Below are 17,006 nucleotides of genomic sequence, written 5' to 3'. Positions count from 1 at the left end.
ACACACCTTCATTTCTTTTTTATCTTACAAACAACAGTTCTCTGTATTTCGGCAGTGTCCACATCTGGTTGTCTACGATCAGTTCCAGCTTGTCAATGTGGTAACGAATCTCTTCCAGTGCCGGAACGATTGTATCGTGGTAAGCGATCGCTTTTTCTCGTTCGCTTTCGATCTTGTTTGCCACTTTTCGGGCTTCAATCATTGCATCTACGTGTTCTTTGATGAAGGCCGTGCGGTCGGCGATTTCTTCGATCAGTTCCAGATTCTTGGCAGATAGTCTGGCTGCTTTATCTGCCGGAAATAAGGACTGCATTTTATAGACATTATTAATCAGATCCGTCTGATATTGAGTAGCGACCGGAATAATGTGGTTCATTGCCAGGTCACCTAATACGCGGGCTTCAATCTGAATCTTTTTCGTGTAAGTTTCCCATTTTACTTCGTTGCGGGCTTCCAGTTCCTTTTTCGTCATCACACCGATTGCTTCGAACATAGCAATTGTCTCCGGTTTCAGATAGTTGTCGAAAATAACGGGAACACTTGTTTCACAGTCCAGACCTCGACGGGCGGCTTCTACTTTCCATTCGTCGCTGTATCCGTTGCCGTCGAAGTGGATAGCCTTACATTCTTTGATATATCCGCGAATTACTTCAAGGATAGCGGAAACTTTCGGTTCTCCCTTTTCGATCAGAGCGTCTACATCCTTTTTGAATTTCATCAGTTGTTCTGCTACGGCAGAGTTCAATGCAATCATGGCACTTGCACAGTTAGCCTCAGAGCCTACGGCACGGAACTCAAACCGGTTCCCGGTGAAAGCGAAAGGAGAGGTGCGGTTGCGGTCTGTATTATCAATCAGCAATTCGGGGATTTGGGGAATATCCAGCTTCATTCCCTGTTTTCCGCTAAGGTTGATCAGATCGTCTTTGGTGCTGTTCTCGATATGATCCAATACCTGTGACAACTGTTTGCCGAGGAAAGAAGAGATGATAGCGGGAGGTGCTTCATTGGCTCCCAGGCGATGAGCGTTGGTAGCGCTGGAAATAGAAGCTTTCAGTAATCCGTTGTGACGGTAAACTGCCATCAGCGTATTCACTACGAATGTGACAAAGCGCAGGTTATCTTCCGGCGTCTTGCCCGGTCCCATCAACAGGATACCTGTATCCGTTCCCAGTGACCAGTTATTGTGCTTGCCGGAACCGTTGACACCCTTGAACGGCTTTTCATGAAGCAATACACGGAAACCGTGACGGCGGCTGACTTTACGCATCAACGACATGATCAGTAGGTTATGGTCATTTGCCAGGTTGCATTCTTCGAAGATAGGAGCTAATTCGAATTGATTCGGAGCTACCTCGTTATGACGGGTCTTTACAGGAATACCCAGTTTCAACGCTTCAATTTCAAGGTCTTTCATAAATGCGGCCACACGGGTAGGGATGGCACCGAAATAGTGGTCTTCCAACTGCTGGTTCTTGGCACTGTCATGTCCCATCAATGTGCGTCCTGTCATAAGTAAGTCCGGACGTGCGGCATACAAACCTTCATCTACCAGAAAGTATTCCTGTTCCCATCCCAGATAGGCAACGACCTTCTTTACCTCAGGATTGAAATAGTGGCAGACGGCGGTTGCGGCTTTATCTACGGCACGCAGAGCTTTCAGTAACGGTGCTTTATAATCAAGGGCTTCACCTGTATATGCGATAAATACAGTCGGGATGCAAAGCGTATCATCTACGATAAATGCGGGTGATGATGGGTCCCATGCGCTATATCCGCGTGCTTCGAAAGTATTACGGATACCACCGTTCGGGAAAGAAGAAGCATCCGGCTCCTGCTGTACCAGCAGTTTGCCTGTGAACTCTTCCATCATGCCTCCTTTGCCGTCATGTTCGACGAAAGCGTCATGCTTTTCTGCCGTACCTTCGGTGAGCGGTGCAAACCAGTGAGTATAATGAGTGACACCCATTTCGACAGCCCATTTTTTCATTCCGGCAGCTACTTCATCAGCGATGCTGCGGTCTAGCGGGGCACCATTGTCAATAGCGTCAATCAGTGCGTTGTATACCTTGCTTGGAAGGTACTTGAACATTTTTTCCTTGTTGAACACATACTTACCGAAGTATTCCGAAGGGCGTTCGGCAGGTGTTGCTACTTCAACCGCTTTCTTCTTGAAAGCTGTCTCTACGACTCTGAATCTTAGTTTTGACATAATACCTAATTTGATTTGTTGTTAAATATGTTAGAGTAAAAATTCCTTTTTTAGCTTAGTTATAAGCAGATTCTCCGTGTTCGTAGATGTCGAGACCTTCTTCTTCGACACGTGCCGGAACGCGAAGTCCGTGAATCTTGTCGAGTACTTTGAAGATAATGAATCCCATACCTGCCGCCCAGACTCCGACAACAACCGCACCGAAAAGCTGGGCACCCAAAAAGCCGGCTCCATGTCCGTAGAACAACCCTTCACTGGTAGAAAACAATCCTGTGAGCACTGTTCCCAAGAAACCACAAACCCCGTGTACGGAAGAAGCACCGACAGGATCGTCAATCTTCAATACCTTGTCAATAAAGTCGACTGCAAATATCATGACTACACCACAAATGGCACCGATTAATACCGCTCCTGAGGGAGCTACAGCATCACATCCGGCTGTGATACCTACCAAACCTGCCAAAACACCATTCAGTGTCAGTGATAAAGACGGTTTGCCATATTTCATCCAGCTCATCGCCAGTGCAAAGAAACCACCGGCACAAGCCGCCAGATTTGTTGTCAGAAATACATGTGAGATGGCCATTGCATCCGCTTCGGTACTTGCTGCCAACTGTGATCCGGGGTTGAATCCGAACCATCCGAACCAAAGGATAAATACACCCAGTGCGGCAACCGTCAGGTTGTGTCCCGGAATAGCTCTTGACTTACCGTCTTTGCCATATTTACCGATACGGGGACCAAGAATAGCAGCGCCTACCAAAGCAATCCAACCACCAACGGAGTGGACAATCGTTGAACCTGCAAAGTCATGGAACGTCGTTCCGAAAAGATTCATCATGAACGAACCTTCTTCTCCGTTCATCAGCCAGCCGCCACCCCATGTCCAGTGACCGGAAATTGGGTAAATCAGTACACTGATAAAGATAGTATAGACCAGATACATGGAGAACTTGGTGCGTTCCGCCATCGCTCCCGATACAATCGTGGCTGCCGTTGCGCAAAATACTGTCTGAAAAACCAGAAATCCTTCTCTGGGTAAATCACTGTCGAGGAATGACAGATCAAAGAAGTGTGGCATTCCGATGAAACCTCCCGCACCAAACATCAGACCGAAACCGATGAACCAGTAGAGCAAGGAACCAAACATGAAATCCACAAAGTTCTTCATCAAAATGTTGGCGGTATTCTTGACTCTGGTAAAACCCGCCTCAACCAATGCAAACCCCGGCTGCATAAAAAATACGAGCATTGCCGCAAGCAGCATCCAGACTGTATTCAATCCTAATGCCAGTTCCCCGATTGTATCGGGAGTTATTTCGGCAGAAGCAGTGGCGGTTTCAGCAATTTCAGGTGTAGTTTTGACTTCAGTAATTGTCTCCGTAGTTGTCATAAAAGTATCTGCATCAACTGCTTCCTGTGCAAAAGCACTGGTTGCGAAACAGCAGAAAATGAACATAGCAGTGGCTATCCACAGCTTTGTGAAGCTGTGTCTCTTATATGTTTTATCCATAATGATTATCTTATTTAATACCTGTTTTTATAATATTATCATCCGAAAGGAAATCTGGCCCCGGCACCTTGCCGGTTGCCGGTTATCGTTCCTGTTCGGCGTTATAGAGAGCGATGTCGCCACGTTCGGCGGTGCGGATGCGGATGGCGTCCTCGATAGGAATGACGAAAATGCGTCCGTCACCGATCTCTCCGGTTTGTGCGGCTTTGATGATAGCCTGTACGGTCTTTTCTGCATTTTTGTCGCGTACTACAATAGAAACCAGAATACGTTCGATGGTGCTGGTATCATATACCACTCCACGATAGATACGTCCTTGCCGTGCTTTACCGATCCCTCTTACATCGTAGTAAGAGAACCATTCAATGTCCGCTTCGAGCAGAGCGTCTTTCACGTCCTCGAATTTGGTTTTACGGATGATAGCTTCAATCTTTTTCATATACCTTAAATATTAGTGTTGACCTGTAAAAAGAAGAGGTATAGGGAGGTGGCAGCCATCGCAGGTTACCATACAACAAACCGATAAAATCTAAACTCTAACTACCTTCCTGTTCCCTATACGCTCTTTGACTATATAAACTCTCTCTCTTAAAAACTTAATCCGAATGTGAAGTAAGCGCCTTCCGTACGTGGATTTACTGATACTTTGGCAAATGCCGGAACCGAGAATGAATCAGTAACCCTGATCTCCTTGACAGCTCCGAGACTGATGTCGGAAACGCAGAACCCACTTGTGTATCCATTATAAAAAGTCGTCTCCCAAGGTACCATTCCTACATCTACTGTCCAGTCAAGTCCTCCAAGGCTGAACGGTGCACTAAGTGCGAGGTAGGAAGAATAAGCCCTTTTCCCGTTTTCTTTAACTCCGTCGGCACCTGCAAAGTTCGTGTACCAGTTGATTGCCAGCGGACCAAAATCATATCCTACCTGTGCCTCAAATACATGAGCGGTTGAATGAGCGCCATATTTGAAATACTTGTTGGTAGGTACCTGAGTGTTGAACCAGTAATCCGTTACCGAGATGCTGAAACCACCGGTTGAATAACCGAGAGTCAAATCGAACTCTTTAGTATCCGATGACTCAAACCCTACCGATCCCCATGCTCCGAGTGAAAGTCCTTTGTAAGAGATTCCTAATGAAGGCTGAATGCTGACTCCGCCTAAATCCTGACCACGCCAGATATAACCACTTACCAAGTCTGCTCCTACGGAGGCTTCTACTTTATCCTGCGCCATCATATTGGATGGCACAAGGCCGATCAGTAATAACGCTGCTGCTATGCCCCTCAATTTTTTGTTAATCGTCGTTTTCATCGTCTTTTTACCTTTAATAGTTAGAAAAATGTGGATGTACGGTCCAGTGTTATATAGTAGCGCGCAAAATACTATCAAAGCCAGTTCTTTATTCTTCTCATTGCTTCCATACAATCGTTGTGATCGCCGAATGCTGTCAGTCGGATATATCCCTCACCGCTGGGGCCGAAACCTACACCGGGGGTTCCTACTACATTGGCTTCATACAACATCTGTTCGAAGAATCGCCAGGAAGAGAGTCCGTTCGGGGTTTTCACCCATAAGTATGGAGCATTGACGCCTCCGTATACTTTCAATCCGGTAGCTTCCAGTCCTTCCTTCATGATCTTCGCATTGGTCATATAATAGTTAATCGTTTCTTTAATCTGTGCTTTGCCTTCTGTACTGTAGACGGCTTCCGCTGCACGTTGTGTGATGTAAGAAGTGCCGTTGAATTTAGTGCACTGGCGGCGGTTCCATAATTTGTTGAGTGGAATCCGGTCGCCTTCCAGTGTGGCAGCTGTCAGTTCTTTCGGGACTACGGTATATCCGCAACGTACTCCGGTGAAACCGGCTGTCTTTGAGAAACTGCGGAACTCAATAGCACATTTCTTGGCTCCTTTGATTTCGTATATGGAGTGGGGGATATCCGCATCTTGGATATAGGCTTCGTATGCGGCATCGAACAAAATCAGTGTATCATTTGCCAATGCGTAGTCTACCCACTTTTTTAGTTCCGGTTTGGTCAGTGTCGTCCCTGTCGGATTGTTCGGGTAGCAGAGGTAAACAATGTCTATCCGTTTGTCGGGAATCTCCGGAATGAAGTCATTCTCACTTGTACAAGGCATATAAGTCACATTGCTCCATTTGCCTGTTCCTTCTTCTAGCACTCCGGCACGTCCGCACATGACGTTACTGTCAATATATACCGGGTAAATAGGGTCTGTTACACCGACACTATTGTCGTGGCGAAGGATATCGCCGATATTTCCGGTATCACTTTTGGCTCCGTCGTTGACGAATATTTCTGATGGTGAGAAATGAATGCCACGTGGAGCGAAATCATTCTTTATAATAGCTTCAATCAGAAAATCGTACCCCTGCTCAGGACCATATCCGCGAAATGTATCTTTACTTGCCAGCTCTTCCACTGCTTTGTGCATAGCCTCGATACATGCTTTGGGAAGCGGCTGAGTGACATCTCCGATACCTAACCGGATAATATCCTGCTTCGGATGCGTTATTTTGAATGTATTTACCTTCTTCGCTATATCCGAGAACAAATAGTTCCCCGGTAATTTCAAAAAATGTTCGTTTACTAATGCCATATTGTTATTGTTTTAAGTTTCTGCAAAACCTGTTACCTATTACCTAATACTTATTACCTATCCCTCCATCTCCCCATCAAAAACTTTAGTTGCCGGTCCTGTCATTAATATGTGTCCCGTTGCTTCTTCCCACTCGATGGTGACGGTTCCCCCATCCATTATTATATCACATTTTCTTCCTGCCAATCCATGGAGAACAGCGGCTACAGCCGTGGCACAAGCACCTGTTCCGCAGGCCTGGGTGATTCCTGAACCTCTTTCCCAAACTCTCATCCGAATGGTGTCTTTACCTACGATCTGAGCAAACTCTACATTTGTCCTGTCCGGAAAGAGATGATAATTTTCTAACTGCGGACCAATTTCCGGCAGATTGATTTGGGTAATATCTTCTACAAAAGTTACCAGATGCGGGTTTCCCATTGATACCCGGGTAGACTGAAAAGGAAATTGATCGCCGAAATCTACCGCTTCCGTTTCCAGAGGACTACCCATATCTACAGTGACTGCCGTCACCTTTCCTCCTTCTACATGTAATTTCAGAACCTTAATGCCCGAACGGGTGTCAAGTGTGATTTTCTTTTTGGCAGTTAATCCGTATTCGTATACATACTTGCCTACACAACGGCTTCCATTGCCACACATCATTGCTTCCGAACCATCTGCATTAAATATACGCATACTGAAATCTGCTTTGTCAGAACTGCCAATCAATATAAGTCCGTCACTTCCAATTCCCGTATGAAACTTGCTCCATTCGATTGCTTTCTTTTCAGGGTCTGCTATCGGATATCGGGTAGTATCTACATATATGTAGTCATTACCTGCTCCATGCATTTTTGTGAACTTAATCTTGGTTGTCATTTTGTTTTTTATTAATCGGTTGTTGTATCCTTTTGTTTTATTACAATGCAAAGATATGACTTTTTGATTTATCTTTTGATGAAAAGATGTCTAATCTCTATTTATTTTATGCGATCTTACAATCGCGGGAAATAAAGCCATGTTTTGTTATAAATTGAAATTATGCATACTTTTATATTAATAAACTGTTATTTGCTTGATTTGTTTTGCATATCCTTCCATAATATATGAAGAATATTTGGGGTAAATCAGTCCTTGTATTCGATCTAAAATGTGAATTTTCGCTTTTACAATAGGTCGGTATGCTAGTGATTTTCGCTTTTATATATCATATTGCTTGTTTGCAGTTTTGCAGAACCTTTTTGTTATAGCATTGTTTAGTCACTAATAAATATAATAATGTAGCAATATGGATATAGAGAAACAATTGGAAGTTGCGGCGCAGAGCGATCATTTGGTATTGATTGTGTTTTATGCCGACTGGTCACCTCATTATGAATGGATAGGGCCTGTGCTCCGTACTTATGAACGGAGAGTCATTGAATTGATTAACGTGAATATCGAGGAAAATAAAACTGTAGCCGATTCTCATAATATAGATACGGTGCCTGCGTTCCTTCTGTTGCATAAAGGACATGAATTGTGGAGGCAGGTAGGAGAGTTGACCATAGGAGAGTTGAAAGAGGTATTGGAAGATTTTAAATAAGTCCTGTTTGAATTTTATGTAAGAAGCACCATTATACAGCAAATAAATATGTATAATGGTGCTTCTTGTATCTATCGAATATTTGCAAAAAGTTTCTGTCGGCTTTTTACATTTTCTGAGAGTAACTATTTTAGTATTTCCTGTGCCACAGTCGGCTCGTTGGTCGTAATGAAATCCACCTTTTGGTCTATGAGCCACTTCATGTCTTCTGCTTTATCTACAGTCCATACATTGACTTTCAGTCCGAGATCATGGGCTTCTTTGATCCATTCGGGATGTTTCTTGATTACTCCCATGTGATAGTCGAGTCCGGCTGCACCGAGGTCTTTCAGCTCTTTGGGAGATAGCTCGCCGTTGAGATAGAATACCGGAGTTCCGGCAGGTGCCAGGCGGATAAACTCTTTCATGGCGTGCAGTGAGAAAGTGATATATTCCATACGGTTTTCCAGTCCCAGCTTTGTTACCAAGGCAAGAATTTCCTGTACAGCTTTCGTTTCACGCTTTTTGCTGTTAAGTGCTTTTAGTTCCAATATAAGTTTGGTATTGCATTTTTTACCGGCTTCCAGATACTGTTCCAGGCTGGGCAGGTTCTCTCCGTTCGATAGTTTCAATCCTGTAAGAGCGTCACCTTTGGAATACTCCATGTATTTCATCTTATAGACAGGATCATGATTGATAACCAGTTTATTGTCTTTGGTAAGCCATACATCAAATTCGGAGCCATAGCAATGGATAGAATCGGCTTTTTGAAGTGCTGTGATACTATTTTGCGCAGAACCTGCTGTTTTCCAGTAGCCACGATGGGCGATAACTTGCGACTTTTGCGCTTGGACACTAGCTACTGAAATGATAAGGGCAACCATTAGAATAATTCTTTTTATCTTCATTGATAGTACATTTAAAAAGTTTATGAGTCCAAAATTATAAAAAATAAAACACAGATCAGCCTGTTATTATGCTAATCTGCGTTAATTGACAGCTTTTTATGCATAGAAGTCTATACTTTTTATTCCTGACTTTACAAACTGATGAATATATATTCAAAGATATGAGTTTATTTCAGACATCTAAAATTTTTCAACAAATTTATTTTACCTCTTCGGCATAGGCTTCTTCATGCACTCCTCTCACTGCTCTGCCGCTTGGTTCATTCAGGTTACGGAAAGCTACATCCCATGCCAGCGCTTCTGCTGTAGAGCAGGCCACACTTGGTACGCTTGGTACGCTGCGGGCTGCGCTTTCACTCGGAAAATGCTCTTCAAAGATACTCCGGTAGTAATATTCTTCCTTGTTGAGCGGAGTGTTAATCGGGAAACGTTCGGCAGCGTGTTCCATCTGTTCATCACTGACGGCAGCCGCTGTAATCTCTCTTAAGGTATCAATCCACGAATATCCCACACCATCACTGAACTGCTCTTTTTGTCTCCATGCTACGCTTTCCGGTAGCATATCGGCAAAAGCTTCACGTACAATTCGTTTCTCAATCTCCTTTCCGGGGCACATTTTAGCTTTTGGATTCAACGCCATCGCTACATCCAGAAATTCCTTGTCCAGAAATGGGACACGTCCCTCTACACCCCAGGCTGATAAACTCTTATTGGCACGAAGGCAATCATACATATGCAGTTTTGATAACTTACGTACCGTTTCCTCATGGAAATCTTTCGGAGTGGGAGCTTTGTGAAAGTAAAGATAACCGCCGAAAACTTCATCGGCACCTTCACCACTCAATACCATTTTGATCCCCATCGATTTGATCACACGTGCCAGTAAATACATGGGAGTGGAGGCACGTACCGTAGTCACATCATACGTCTCGATAAAATAGATAACATCCCGAATAGCATCCAGCCCTTCCTGAACCGTATAATTGATTTCATGATGAACCGTACCGATATATTCTGCCACTTCACGTGCCTTTATCAAATCGGGCGCCCCCTTCAGACCGATGGCAAAAGAATGTAGTTGAGGCCACCAGGCGTCACTTGCTCCGTCTGTTTCAATACGTTTTGCTGCATATTTTTTGGCGATAGCTGAAATCACAGAACTGTCCAGACCACCTGAAAGAAGTACTCCATAGGGAACGTCACTCATCAGCTGGCGATGAACGGCATCTTCCAATGCTTCTTTTACATCACTGACTTTGGCATCATTGTCTTTTACAGACTCATAGTCTGTCCATTCGCGTGTATACCAACGCTTCATTTTGCCTTCTTTACTGTAAAAGTAATGTCCCGGAAGAAATGGTTCGTACTCATTACAGAATCCTTCGAGTGCTTTCAGTTCACTGCCGAAGTAGATTTTGCCATCCTTGTCTTTTCCTATATATAAAGGTATGACTCCGATAGGATCACGTGCAATGAGGAACTCGTCTTTTTCTTCATCATAAAGTACAAAGGCGAAAATTCCGCTGATCTCTTCCAGAAAGTGGATGCCTTTATCTTTATAAAGGGCAAGAATCACTTCACAGTCGCTTCCGGTCTGAAAATCATATTGTCCGGCATAGCGGGCGCGGATATCCCGATGGTTGTAGATTTCACCGTTCACAGCGAGCACTTGTTTCCGGTCGGGGGAGTATAAGGGCTGTCCTCCGCTTTGCGGGTCAACTATCGAGAGGCGTTCGTGTGCCAGAATGGCGCTTCCACCTACGTAGATACCGCTCCAGTCCGGTCCGCGATGACGGATTTTCTGTGCCATTTTCAGTGCTTTGTCTCTTAGCTCTTTGGTTTGAGTTTTTATGTTGAGTATACCTGCTATTCCACACATAACTTTGAGTATTTGGAAGTTAATATAATTTGTTGATTCTCTGTTTTTTAAAAGTCGGTTCGTTACTATTTATTCGTTTTCCCTGGCTTTTCCTTTCGTTTGACCTGGGCCATCTTTTAGTTCAACCTAGGTTGTTGTTTCGTTCAACCTAGGTCAAACGAATAAATAATAGTCTATAAACTTCATGGTGTTCCTTGCTGTAAGGGTTACTTCACCAAATAGTGATCTATGTCCGCAGCAGCCTTTCGTCCTCCTGCCATCGCCCGTACTACGAGGCTTGCTCCGGTAGCTGCATCTCCGGCAAGGAATACGTTTTCTGCAAATTTCGGTTGTTCCGGTTTCAGGAATCCCATGGCCAGCAGCACCATATCTGCTTCGATTACTTCTTTCTTCCCTGTGAGGTTCATGGTCGGACGTCCGCCATCTGTTGCCGGTGTCCATTCTACTTCTTCCACCTCGACGCCGGTTACTTTACCGTTCTTACCCAAAAACTGATTGGAAGTCAGGCACCAGCGACGGGTACAACCTTCTTCATGGCTGGAGGTCGTTTTGAAAACTACCGGCCATTGCGGCCAGGGCGTAGAAGGATTGTGACCGACGGGAGGTTTGGGCATAATTTCAATTTGCGTGACGCTGGTTGCTCCCTGTCGTACACTGGTTCCGATACAGTCCGAACCGGTGTCTCCACCGCCGATCACAAGCACTTTTTTGCCTTTGGCATTCACCAGTTTGTCTTTGGGGAAAGTTTGTCCTTCCAGAATCCTGTTCTGTTGCGCCAGCATTTCCAGTGCGAAATGGATTCCTTTCAACTCCCGTCCCGGAATGCTTAAATCACGGGCAGTCGGTGTACCCGTGCAAATGCAATATGCATCGAATCCTTCCGGCAAATGGTTAACGTCTATTTCTACTCCCATTTCAAACTGAATACCTTCTGCGGCAAGTATTTTCATGCGGCGGTCGATTACGTTTTTGTCCAGTTTGAAGTTTGGAATACCGAAACGTAATAATCCTCCCGCAGCTTCATCTTTATCGAATAACGTTACGGTGTATCCTTTTAGATTCAGCTGGTTGGCAGCTACCAATCCGGCCGGACCGGCACCGACAACTGCTACTTTTTTGCCGTTTCTTTGGGGATGTTGCACCTGTATATATCCTTCACGGAAGGCGGCTTCTACAATGGCAGCTTCATTTTCACGGATAGTCACCGGTTGGTCACAGGATAGTTTCAGTACACAGGATTTCTCACAGAGGGCAGGGCAGATACGTCCTGTAAATTCCGGAAAGTCGCAAGTGGATGACAGCACTTCATACGCTTCTTTCCATTTTCCTTTGAATAAAGCGTCCTGCCATTCCGGTTGTTTGTTGCCTATTGGACAAGCCCAGTGGCAAAAAGGTACTCCGCAATCCATGCACCGTGATGCCTGTAATTTGCGGCTGTTTGTATTCAATGTCTGTTCTACCTGACTATAGTCAGTGATGCGCTCGCTAACGGGGCGGTATCCCGCCTCTTGCCGAGGTATATTTAAAAAAGCTTTAGGATCTCCCATCTTGTTAAGTAATAAGTATTAGGTAATAGGTATTAAGCAATAAGTATTAACTATATGGATTAAAGATGTTTGAAGCTACGGTTAATACCTAATACTTAATACCTAATACTTGAATTAATAGTCTCTTTGCATATCTGCTATTTTTTGCTGTAACTTTCTCATCTGCTCTTCCTGTAGTACTTTTTTGTATTCAATAGGTACTATCTGGATAAACTGATCTACGTAATGGTTCCAGTCATCGAGCATGGTACGTGCCAGTTTCGAACCGGTGTACAGGTAGTGCTGACGAATCAGTTCGTGCAGTTCTTTGCGGTAACCGGCCTCTTCGATCAGTGACAGTTCAACCATTTCCATGTTGCAGAAGTAGTCAAAATTGCCGTCTTTGTTCCATACGTAAGCCACACCGCCACTCATACCGGCGGCAAAATTTCGTCCGGTTTGCCCCAGAACCACTACACGGCCTCCGGTCATATATTCGCAACAGTGGTCGCCTACACCTTCCACTACGGCAACAGCCCCTGAGTTGCGCACGGCAAAACGTTCACCTACGCGCCCATTGATATAGACTTCGCCGCTGGTTGCACCATAGAGCAGGGTATTGCCTGCAATCGTGTTCTTTTCGGCTTCGAAGTTGCTGCGGATAGGCGGTAATACGGCAATGCGTCCGCCGCTCAATCCTTTACCCAGATAATCATTCGCTTCACCTTCCAATTTGAAATTGACTCCCGGTACGAGGAAGGCACCGAATGACTGTCCCGCAGAGCCTTTGAATTTCACATTCAGGGTATGTTCCGGCAATCCCTTCTCTCCGTATTTTTGGGCAATGACACCGGAGAGCATGGCACCTGTCGCACGGTCCGTATTGGCAATTGTGTATTCCAATGAAACTTCTTTTTCGTGTTCTATCGCTTCTTGGGCAGCATCAATGATTGCCACATCCTTCACTGTAGAAATACCATGATCCTGATCGATGACGTGACGGATGGCTGCACTGTTATCCACACGTGCCAGTAGCTTGGTGAAGTCAATCAGAGCGTGCTTCGGATTCGGGTCGTTTTCGTCGGATTTGCGTTCAATCAAGTCCGTGCGTCCGATAATATCATCCATTTTGGTGAATCCCATTTCCGCCAGATATTCACGGACTTCCTGTGCCAGGAAGGTGAAAAAGTTGATAAGATATTCGCTGCGCCCGTGAAAGCGTTTGCGTAATTCCTCATTCTGCGTGGCTACTCCTACCGGACAAGTATTCTGGTGACATTTGCGCATCATCACACATCCCAGCACGATCAGGGCGGAAGTGGCAAAACCATATTCTTCGGCGCCCATTAATGCCATTATGATAATGTCGCGTCCGGTTTTTAATTGGCCATCGGCTTGTAGGACGACTTGTCCCCGCAGACCGTTCAGAACCAAGGTTTGCTGTGTCTCGCTCAGTCCCAGTTCCGGAGAAATGCCGGCGTAACGGATGGATGAAGCGGGAGAGGCTCCCGTACCACCCTCGGCACCGGAGATGACAATCAAATCCGCTTTTGCTTTTGCCACGCCTGCGGCAATGGTACCTACGCCACTTTCTGCTACCAGTTTGACACTGATTTTGGCTTGTGGATTAACGTTTTTCAAGTCAAATATCAATTGCGCCAAATCCTCAATCGAATAAATATCATGATGGGGAGGAGGAGAGATCAGTGAGATCCCCGGAATGGAATGGCGTGTTTTGGCTATGACGTCGTTCACTTTGAATCCCGGAAGCTGTCCGCCTTCCCCTGGTTTAGCTCCCTGCGCTATTTTTATTTGTATCTCATCGGCATTCACCAGATATTCGGCGGTGACCCCGAAGCGTCCGGAAGCTACCTGTTTGATGGCACTTCGCATGGAAGTACCGTCCGGCAGCGGGTGGAAGCGGGAAGCATCTTCGCCACCTTCACCCGTGTTGCTGCGTCCGTGAATGGTATTCATGGCAATCGCCATTGCTTCATGAGCTTCCTTGCTGATAGATCCGAAAGACATGGCACCCGTCACAAAACGACGGAGAATATTCTCTATCGGTTCTACCTGTTCGATGGATATAGGATTGCGACGGAATCCTAAGAAGTCACGCAGGAAAATAGGTTTCTCCTTATTGTCTACCAAATGAGTGAACTCTTTGAATTTCTTGTAACTGCCCAAGCGGGTGGCAAGTTGCAATGTACTGATGGTTTCCGGGTTCCACGCATGTTTTTCTCCGTCCTTTCGGAAGGCATACAGTCCGTTGTTCTTTAATAATGGAAAATTGAAAGTTGAAAATTGAGAGTTGCCGTGCGGTGCTTCATTTTCCATTTTCAATTCTCCATTTTCCATTCCTTCAACTCCTTCATCGTGGAAAGCGATTGCGTCTCTTGCCACTTCCTCCAGGCGGATACCTCCGATGGGGGAACCGAGTCCGCCGAAATAAGCCTTGCTCAACTCTTCGCTGAGTCCGACAGCTTCGAAAATCTTTGCACCGCGATAAGAGCGGATAGTGGAAATCCCCATCTTACTCATGATTTTGAACAGACCTTTGCAGATAGATTTGATATAGTTTTTCTCAGCGGTAGCATAGTCCAGTTGAATATCTTTCTCTTTTACCAGCTTGTCGAGGATGGCAAATGCCATATACGGGTTCAGTGCACTGGCTCCAAAACCGAGTAGTAAAGCGGCGTGCATTACTTCACGCATTTCTCCGCTCTCTACAATCAATGCTGTCTGCACACGTTTGCCGACAGATATCAGATGGTGATGCACGGCACTTACTGCCAGTAATGAAGGGATAACGGCATGAGTTGCATCCACGTCACGGTCGGTCAGTACAATGTAGTTTGCTCCGTCCGTAACTGATTCCTCCGCCATTTTGCAAAGGTTGTTCAGTGATTCCTGTAATCCGGCTTTCCCTTTGGATACTTCAAACAGCATCGGTAATTTTACAGTCTTAAAGCCCTTGTAGCGGATATTGCAAAGAATATCCAGCTGTGTATTGCTTAAAATCGGATGATTCAGACGTACCATTTTACAATGACTCTCGCTGGGAGTCAGGATATTCATGCCTACCGCTCCGATATATTCCGTCAAAGACATTACCAGTTCTTCGCGTAGCGGGTCGATCGGCGGATTCGTAACCTGTGCGAATTGCTGGCGGAAATAGTTGTAGAGTAGCTGTGGTTTATCGGAAAGTACAGCCAGTGGCGTATCATTACCCATTGAGTGGATGGGTTCGGCACCCGCGCTCGCCATTGGCATAATCAGCCGTTCGATATCTTCTTTTGAATAGCCGAAAGTACGGAGCATCTGGTCATAGTTTTCTACGTGATGAGGCACTTTACGACCGCTTTTCAGTTCATCCAGTTCGATACGGTTAGTCGATAGCCATGTACGGTAAGGCTTCGCTTCGGCCAGTTGTTTCTTCAATTCGCCGTCATAGTAGATTTCTCCTTTCTCTGTATCGATCAATAGAATCTTGCCCGGTTGCAGGCGCCCTTTTTCCTTGATATCTCCCGGTTCAAAGTCCATTACGCCCACTTCGGATGCCACTACCATCGTATCGTTTTTAGTGATCAGATAGCGGGCAGGGCGCAGGCCGTTACGGTCGAGCATACCACCTGCAAATCGTCCGTCGCTGAAAAGCAAGGCTGCCGGTCCGTCCCAAGGTTCCATCAGGATAGAATGGTATTCATAGAATGCTTTCAGGTCTTCACTGATCGGATTCTTCTCGTTGAAAGATTCCGGTACGAGCATAGCCATTGCATGAGGCAGACTTAATCCTGACATGACCAGAAATTCCAGCACATTGTCCAGAGAAGCACTGTCGCTCATACCCGGCTGTATGATCGGGCGTATTTCTTTGATATCTCCCAGCATAGGAGTGGAGAGTACGCTTTCACGGGCTTCCATCCATCCGCGGTTGCCACGAATGGTATTGATTTCACCGTTGTGCGCCAGCAGGCGGAAAGGTTGTGCCAGTCCCCATGTCGGAAAAGTGTTGGTGCTGAAACGGGAGTGTACCAGAGCCAAGCCGCTGGTGAAGTAGCTATTCGTCAGATCAGGATAGTAGTTGCGTAGCTGCAATGACGAGAGCATACCTTTATATATAATACTTTTGGTCGAGAGCGAAACGACATAAAAATCGTTTCTCGTCGGAATAGCTGACAATCTGACTTTATTCTCTATCCGTTTGCGAATCAGATACAGTTTGCGGTCGGCGGTTTCCGTTTCCGTAAAACCGGTAATAAAGACCTGCTTGATATCCGGTTCGTTAGCCAGAGCCGCTTCACCTAGAATTTCCGGACAGGTGGGTACATTGCGCAGATGCATCAATGTAAGTCCCTCTTTTTCTATTTCTTCAATAATGATACTAAAAATAGCTGCCTGATCTTTCTCGTTTTTCGGTAGAAAAAGCAGACCGGTGCCGTACCGTCCCTTTTCGGGTACGGGGATGCCTTGCAGTAAAATAAACTCATGTGGAATCTGTAACATAATACCTGCACCGTCGCCGGTTTTGTTATCCGCCCCCTCAGCGCCACGGTGACGCATATTCTCTAATACCTTTAAAGCCGACTCAACAATGTCATGTGACTTTTCTCCGTGAATGTTCACCAGCATACCAACCCCGCAGGCATCGTGTTCGTATGCCGCATCATACAAGCCCATTTGTCCGGGCTGTCGTTGGTAGGGGATTTTTCCTGTTGCGTTGTTAAAAAGTTCTTGTTTCTTCATTCTTTTTAGCTTTATTGTATGATAATACCTGTTTGATGTATCAAATTGTTCGGCAAAG

11 protein-coding genes are annotated in these 17,006 nt (G+C 45.5%); 1 reads left to right on the top strand and 10 read right to left on the bottom strand.

Annotated elements, in window-relative coordinates:
* Nucleotides 1–19 precede the first annotated feature (19 nt).
* From DW640_RS06280 to dapF, 6 genes are all read right to left on the bottom strand, one after another.
* Nucleotides 20–2,209: a glutamine synthetase III gene (locus DW640_RS06280; RefSeq protein ID WP_016267308.1), complete on the bottom strand. Its 2,190-nt coding sequence runs from the start codon at nucleotides 2,207–2,209 to the stop codon at nucleotides 20–22.
* Nucleotides 2,210–2,264: 55 nt separating this feature from the next.
* Nucleotides 2,265–3,722, bottom strand: a complete 1,458-nt coding sequence (locus tag DW640_RS06275) for an ammonium transporter (protein ID WP_055218364.1) — start codon at nucleotides 3,720–3,722, stop codon at nucleotides 2,265–2,267.
* Between the two features lie 82 nt (nucleotides 3,723–3,804).
* A complete protein-coding gene (locus tag DW640_RS06270) occupies nucleotides 3,805–4,161 on the bottom strand; it encodes a P-II family nitrogen regulator (protein ID WP_008763126.1) in 357 nt (118 codons plus the stop codon).
* Between the two features lie 149 nt (nucleotides 4,162–4,310).
* Nucleotides 4,311–5,036 carry a hypothetical protein gene (locus DW640_RS06265; protein WP_008763127.1) on the bottom strand — a complete coding sequence of 242 codons (726 nt, stop codon included), beginning with the start codon at nucleotides 5,034–5,036 and terminating at the stop codon, nucleotides 4,311–4,313.
* 74 nt (nucleotides 5,037–5,110) lie between these two features.
* Nucleotides 5,111–6,343: an LL-diaminopimelate aminotransferase gene (locus DW640_RS06260; protein ID WP_117577635.1), complete on the bottom strand. Its 1,233-nt coding sequence runs from the start codon at nucleotides 6,341–6,343 to the stop codon at nucleotides 5,111–5,113.
* Nucleotides 6,344–6,400: 57 nt separating this feature from the next.
* Entirely contained in the window at nucleotides 6,401–7,204 is an 804-nt protein-coding gene (gene dapF / locus DW640_RS06255; protein WP_048692539.1) for a diaminopimelate epimerase, read from the bottom strand.
* A 409-nt stretch (nucleotides 7,205–7,613) separates the two neighbouring features.
* On the opposite strand from dapF, the gene DW640_RS06250 reads away from it, so the two are divergent.
* The gene (locus DW640_RS06250; RefSeq protein ID WP_008763130.1) at nucleotides 7,614–7,910 is read left to right on the top strand and encodes a thioredoxin family protein; all 297 of its coding nucleotides are present in this window, start codon (nucleotides 7,614–7,616) and stop codon (nucleotides 7,908–7,910) included.
* Between the two features lie 125 nt (nucleotides 7,911–8,035).
* On the opposite strand, the gene DW640_RS06245 is transcribed toward DW640_RS06250, so the two are convergent.
* The 4 genes from DW640_RS06245 to gltB form a co-directional block, all read right to left on the bottom strand.
* Entirely contained in the window at nucleotides 8,036–8,773 is a 738-nt protein-coding gene (locus DW640_RS06245) for a glycerophosphodiester phosphodiesterase (protein ID WP_008765064.1), read from the bottom strand.
* Nucleotides 8,774–8,996: 223 nt separating this feature from the next.
* Entirely contained in the window at nucleotides 8,997–10,676 is a 1,680-nt protein-coding gene (gene asnB / locus DW640_RS06240; RefSeq protein ID WP_117577633.1) for an asparagine synthase B, read from the bottom strand.
* 206 nt (nucleotides 10,677–10,882) lie between these two features.
* The gene (locus tag DW640_RS06235) at nucleotides 10,883–12,223 is read right to left on the bottom strand and encodes a glutamate synthase subunit beta (RefSeq protein ID WP_117577631.1); all 1,341 of its coding nucleotides are present in this window, start codon (nucleotides 12,221–12,223) and stop codon (nucleotides 10,883–10,885) included.
* Between the two features lie 114 nt (nucleotides 12,224–12,337).
* Nucleotides 12,338–16,948, bottom strand: coding sequence for a glutamate synthase large subunit (gene gltB / locus DW640_RS06230; protein WP_090615740.1), 4,611 nt, complete (start codon nucleotides 16,946–16,948; stop codon nucleotides 12,338–12,340).
* Nucleotides 16,949–17,006 lie beyond the last annotated feature (58 nt).

This window comes from Bacteroides sp. AM23-12 (assembly GCF_003434395.1).
GTDB classification, from domain to species: domain Bacteria; phylum Bacteroidota; class Bacteroidia; order Bacteroidales; family Bacteroidaceae; genus Bacteroides; species Bacteroides thetaiotaomicron.
This window is presented reverse-complemented; position numbering and strand designations above follow the sequence as displayed.

Coding starts and splice junctions, on each gene's coding strand:
- DW640_RS06250 (WP_008763130.1), top strand. CDS start 7,614: ATGGATATAGAGAAACAATTGGAAGTTGCGGCGCAGAGCGATCATTTG.
- dapF (WP_048692539.1), bottom strand. CDS start 7,204: ATGACAACCAAGATTAAGTTCACAAAAATGCATGGAGCAGGTAATGAC.
- DW640_RS06245 (WP_008765064.1), bottom strand. CDS start 8,773: ATGGTTGCCCTTATCATTTCAGTAGCTAGTGTCCAAGCGCAAAAGTCG.
- gltB (WP_090615740.1), bottom strand. CDS start 16,948: ATGAAGAAACAAGAACTTTTTAACAACGCAACAGGAAAAATCCCCTAC.
- asnB (WP_117577633.1), bottom strand. CDS start 10,676: ATGTGTGGAATAGCAGGTATACTCAACATAAAAACTCAAACCAAAGAG.
- DW640_RS06235 (WP_117577631.1), bottom strand. CDS start 12,223: ATGGGAGATCCTAAAGCTTTTTTAAATATACCTCGGCAAGAGGCGGGA.
- DW640_RS06270 (WP_008763126.1), bottom strand. CDS start 4,161: ATGAAAAAGATTGAAGCTATCATCCGTAAAACCAAATTCGAGGACGTG.
- DW640_RS06280 (WP_016267308.1), bottom strand. CDS start 2,209: ATGTCAAAACTAAGATTCAGAGTCGTAGAGACAGCTTTCAAGAAGAAA.
- DW640_RS06260 (WP_117577635.1), bottom strand. CDS start 6,343: ATGGCATTAGTAAACGAACATTTTTTGAAATTACCGGGGAACTATTTG.
- DW640_RS06265 (WP_008763127.1), bottom strand. CDS start 5,036: ATGAAAACGACGATTAACAAAAAATTGAGGGGCATAGCAGCAGCGTTA.
- DW640_RS06275 (WP_055218364.1), bottom strand. CDS start 3,722: ATGGATAAAACATATAAGAGACACAGCTTCACAAAGCTGTGGATAGCC.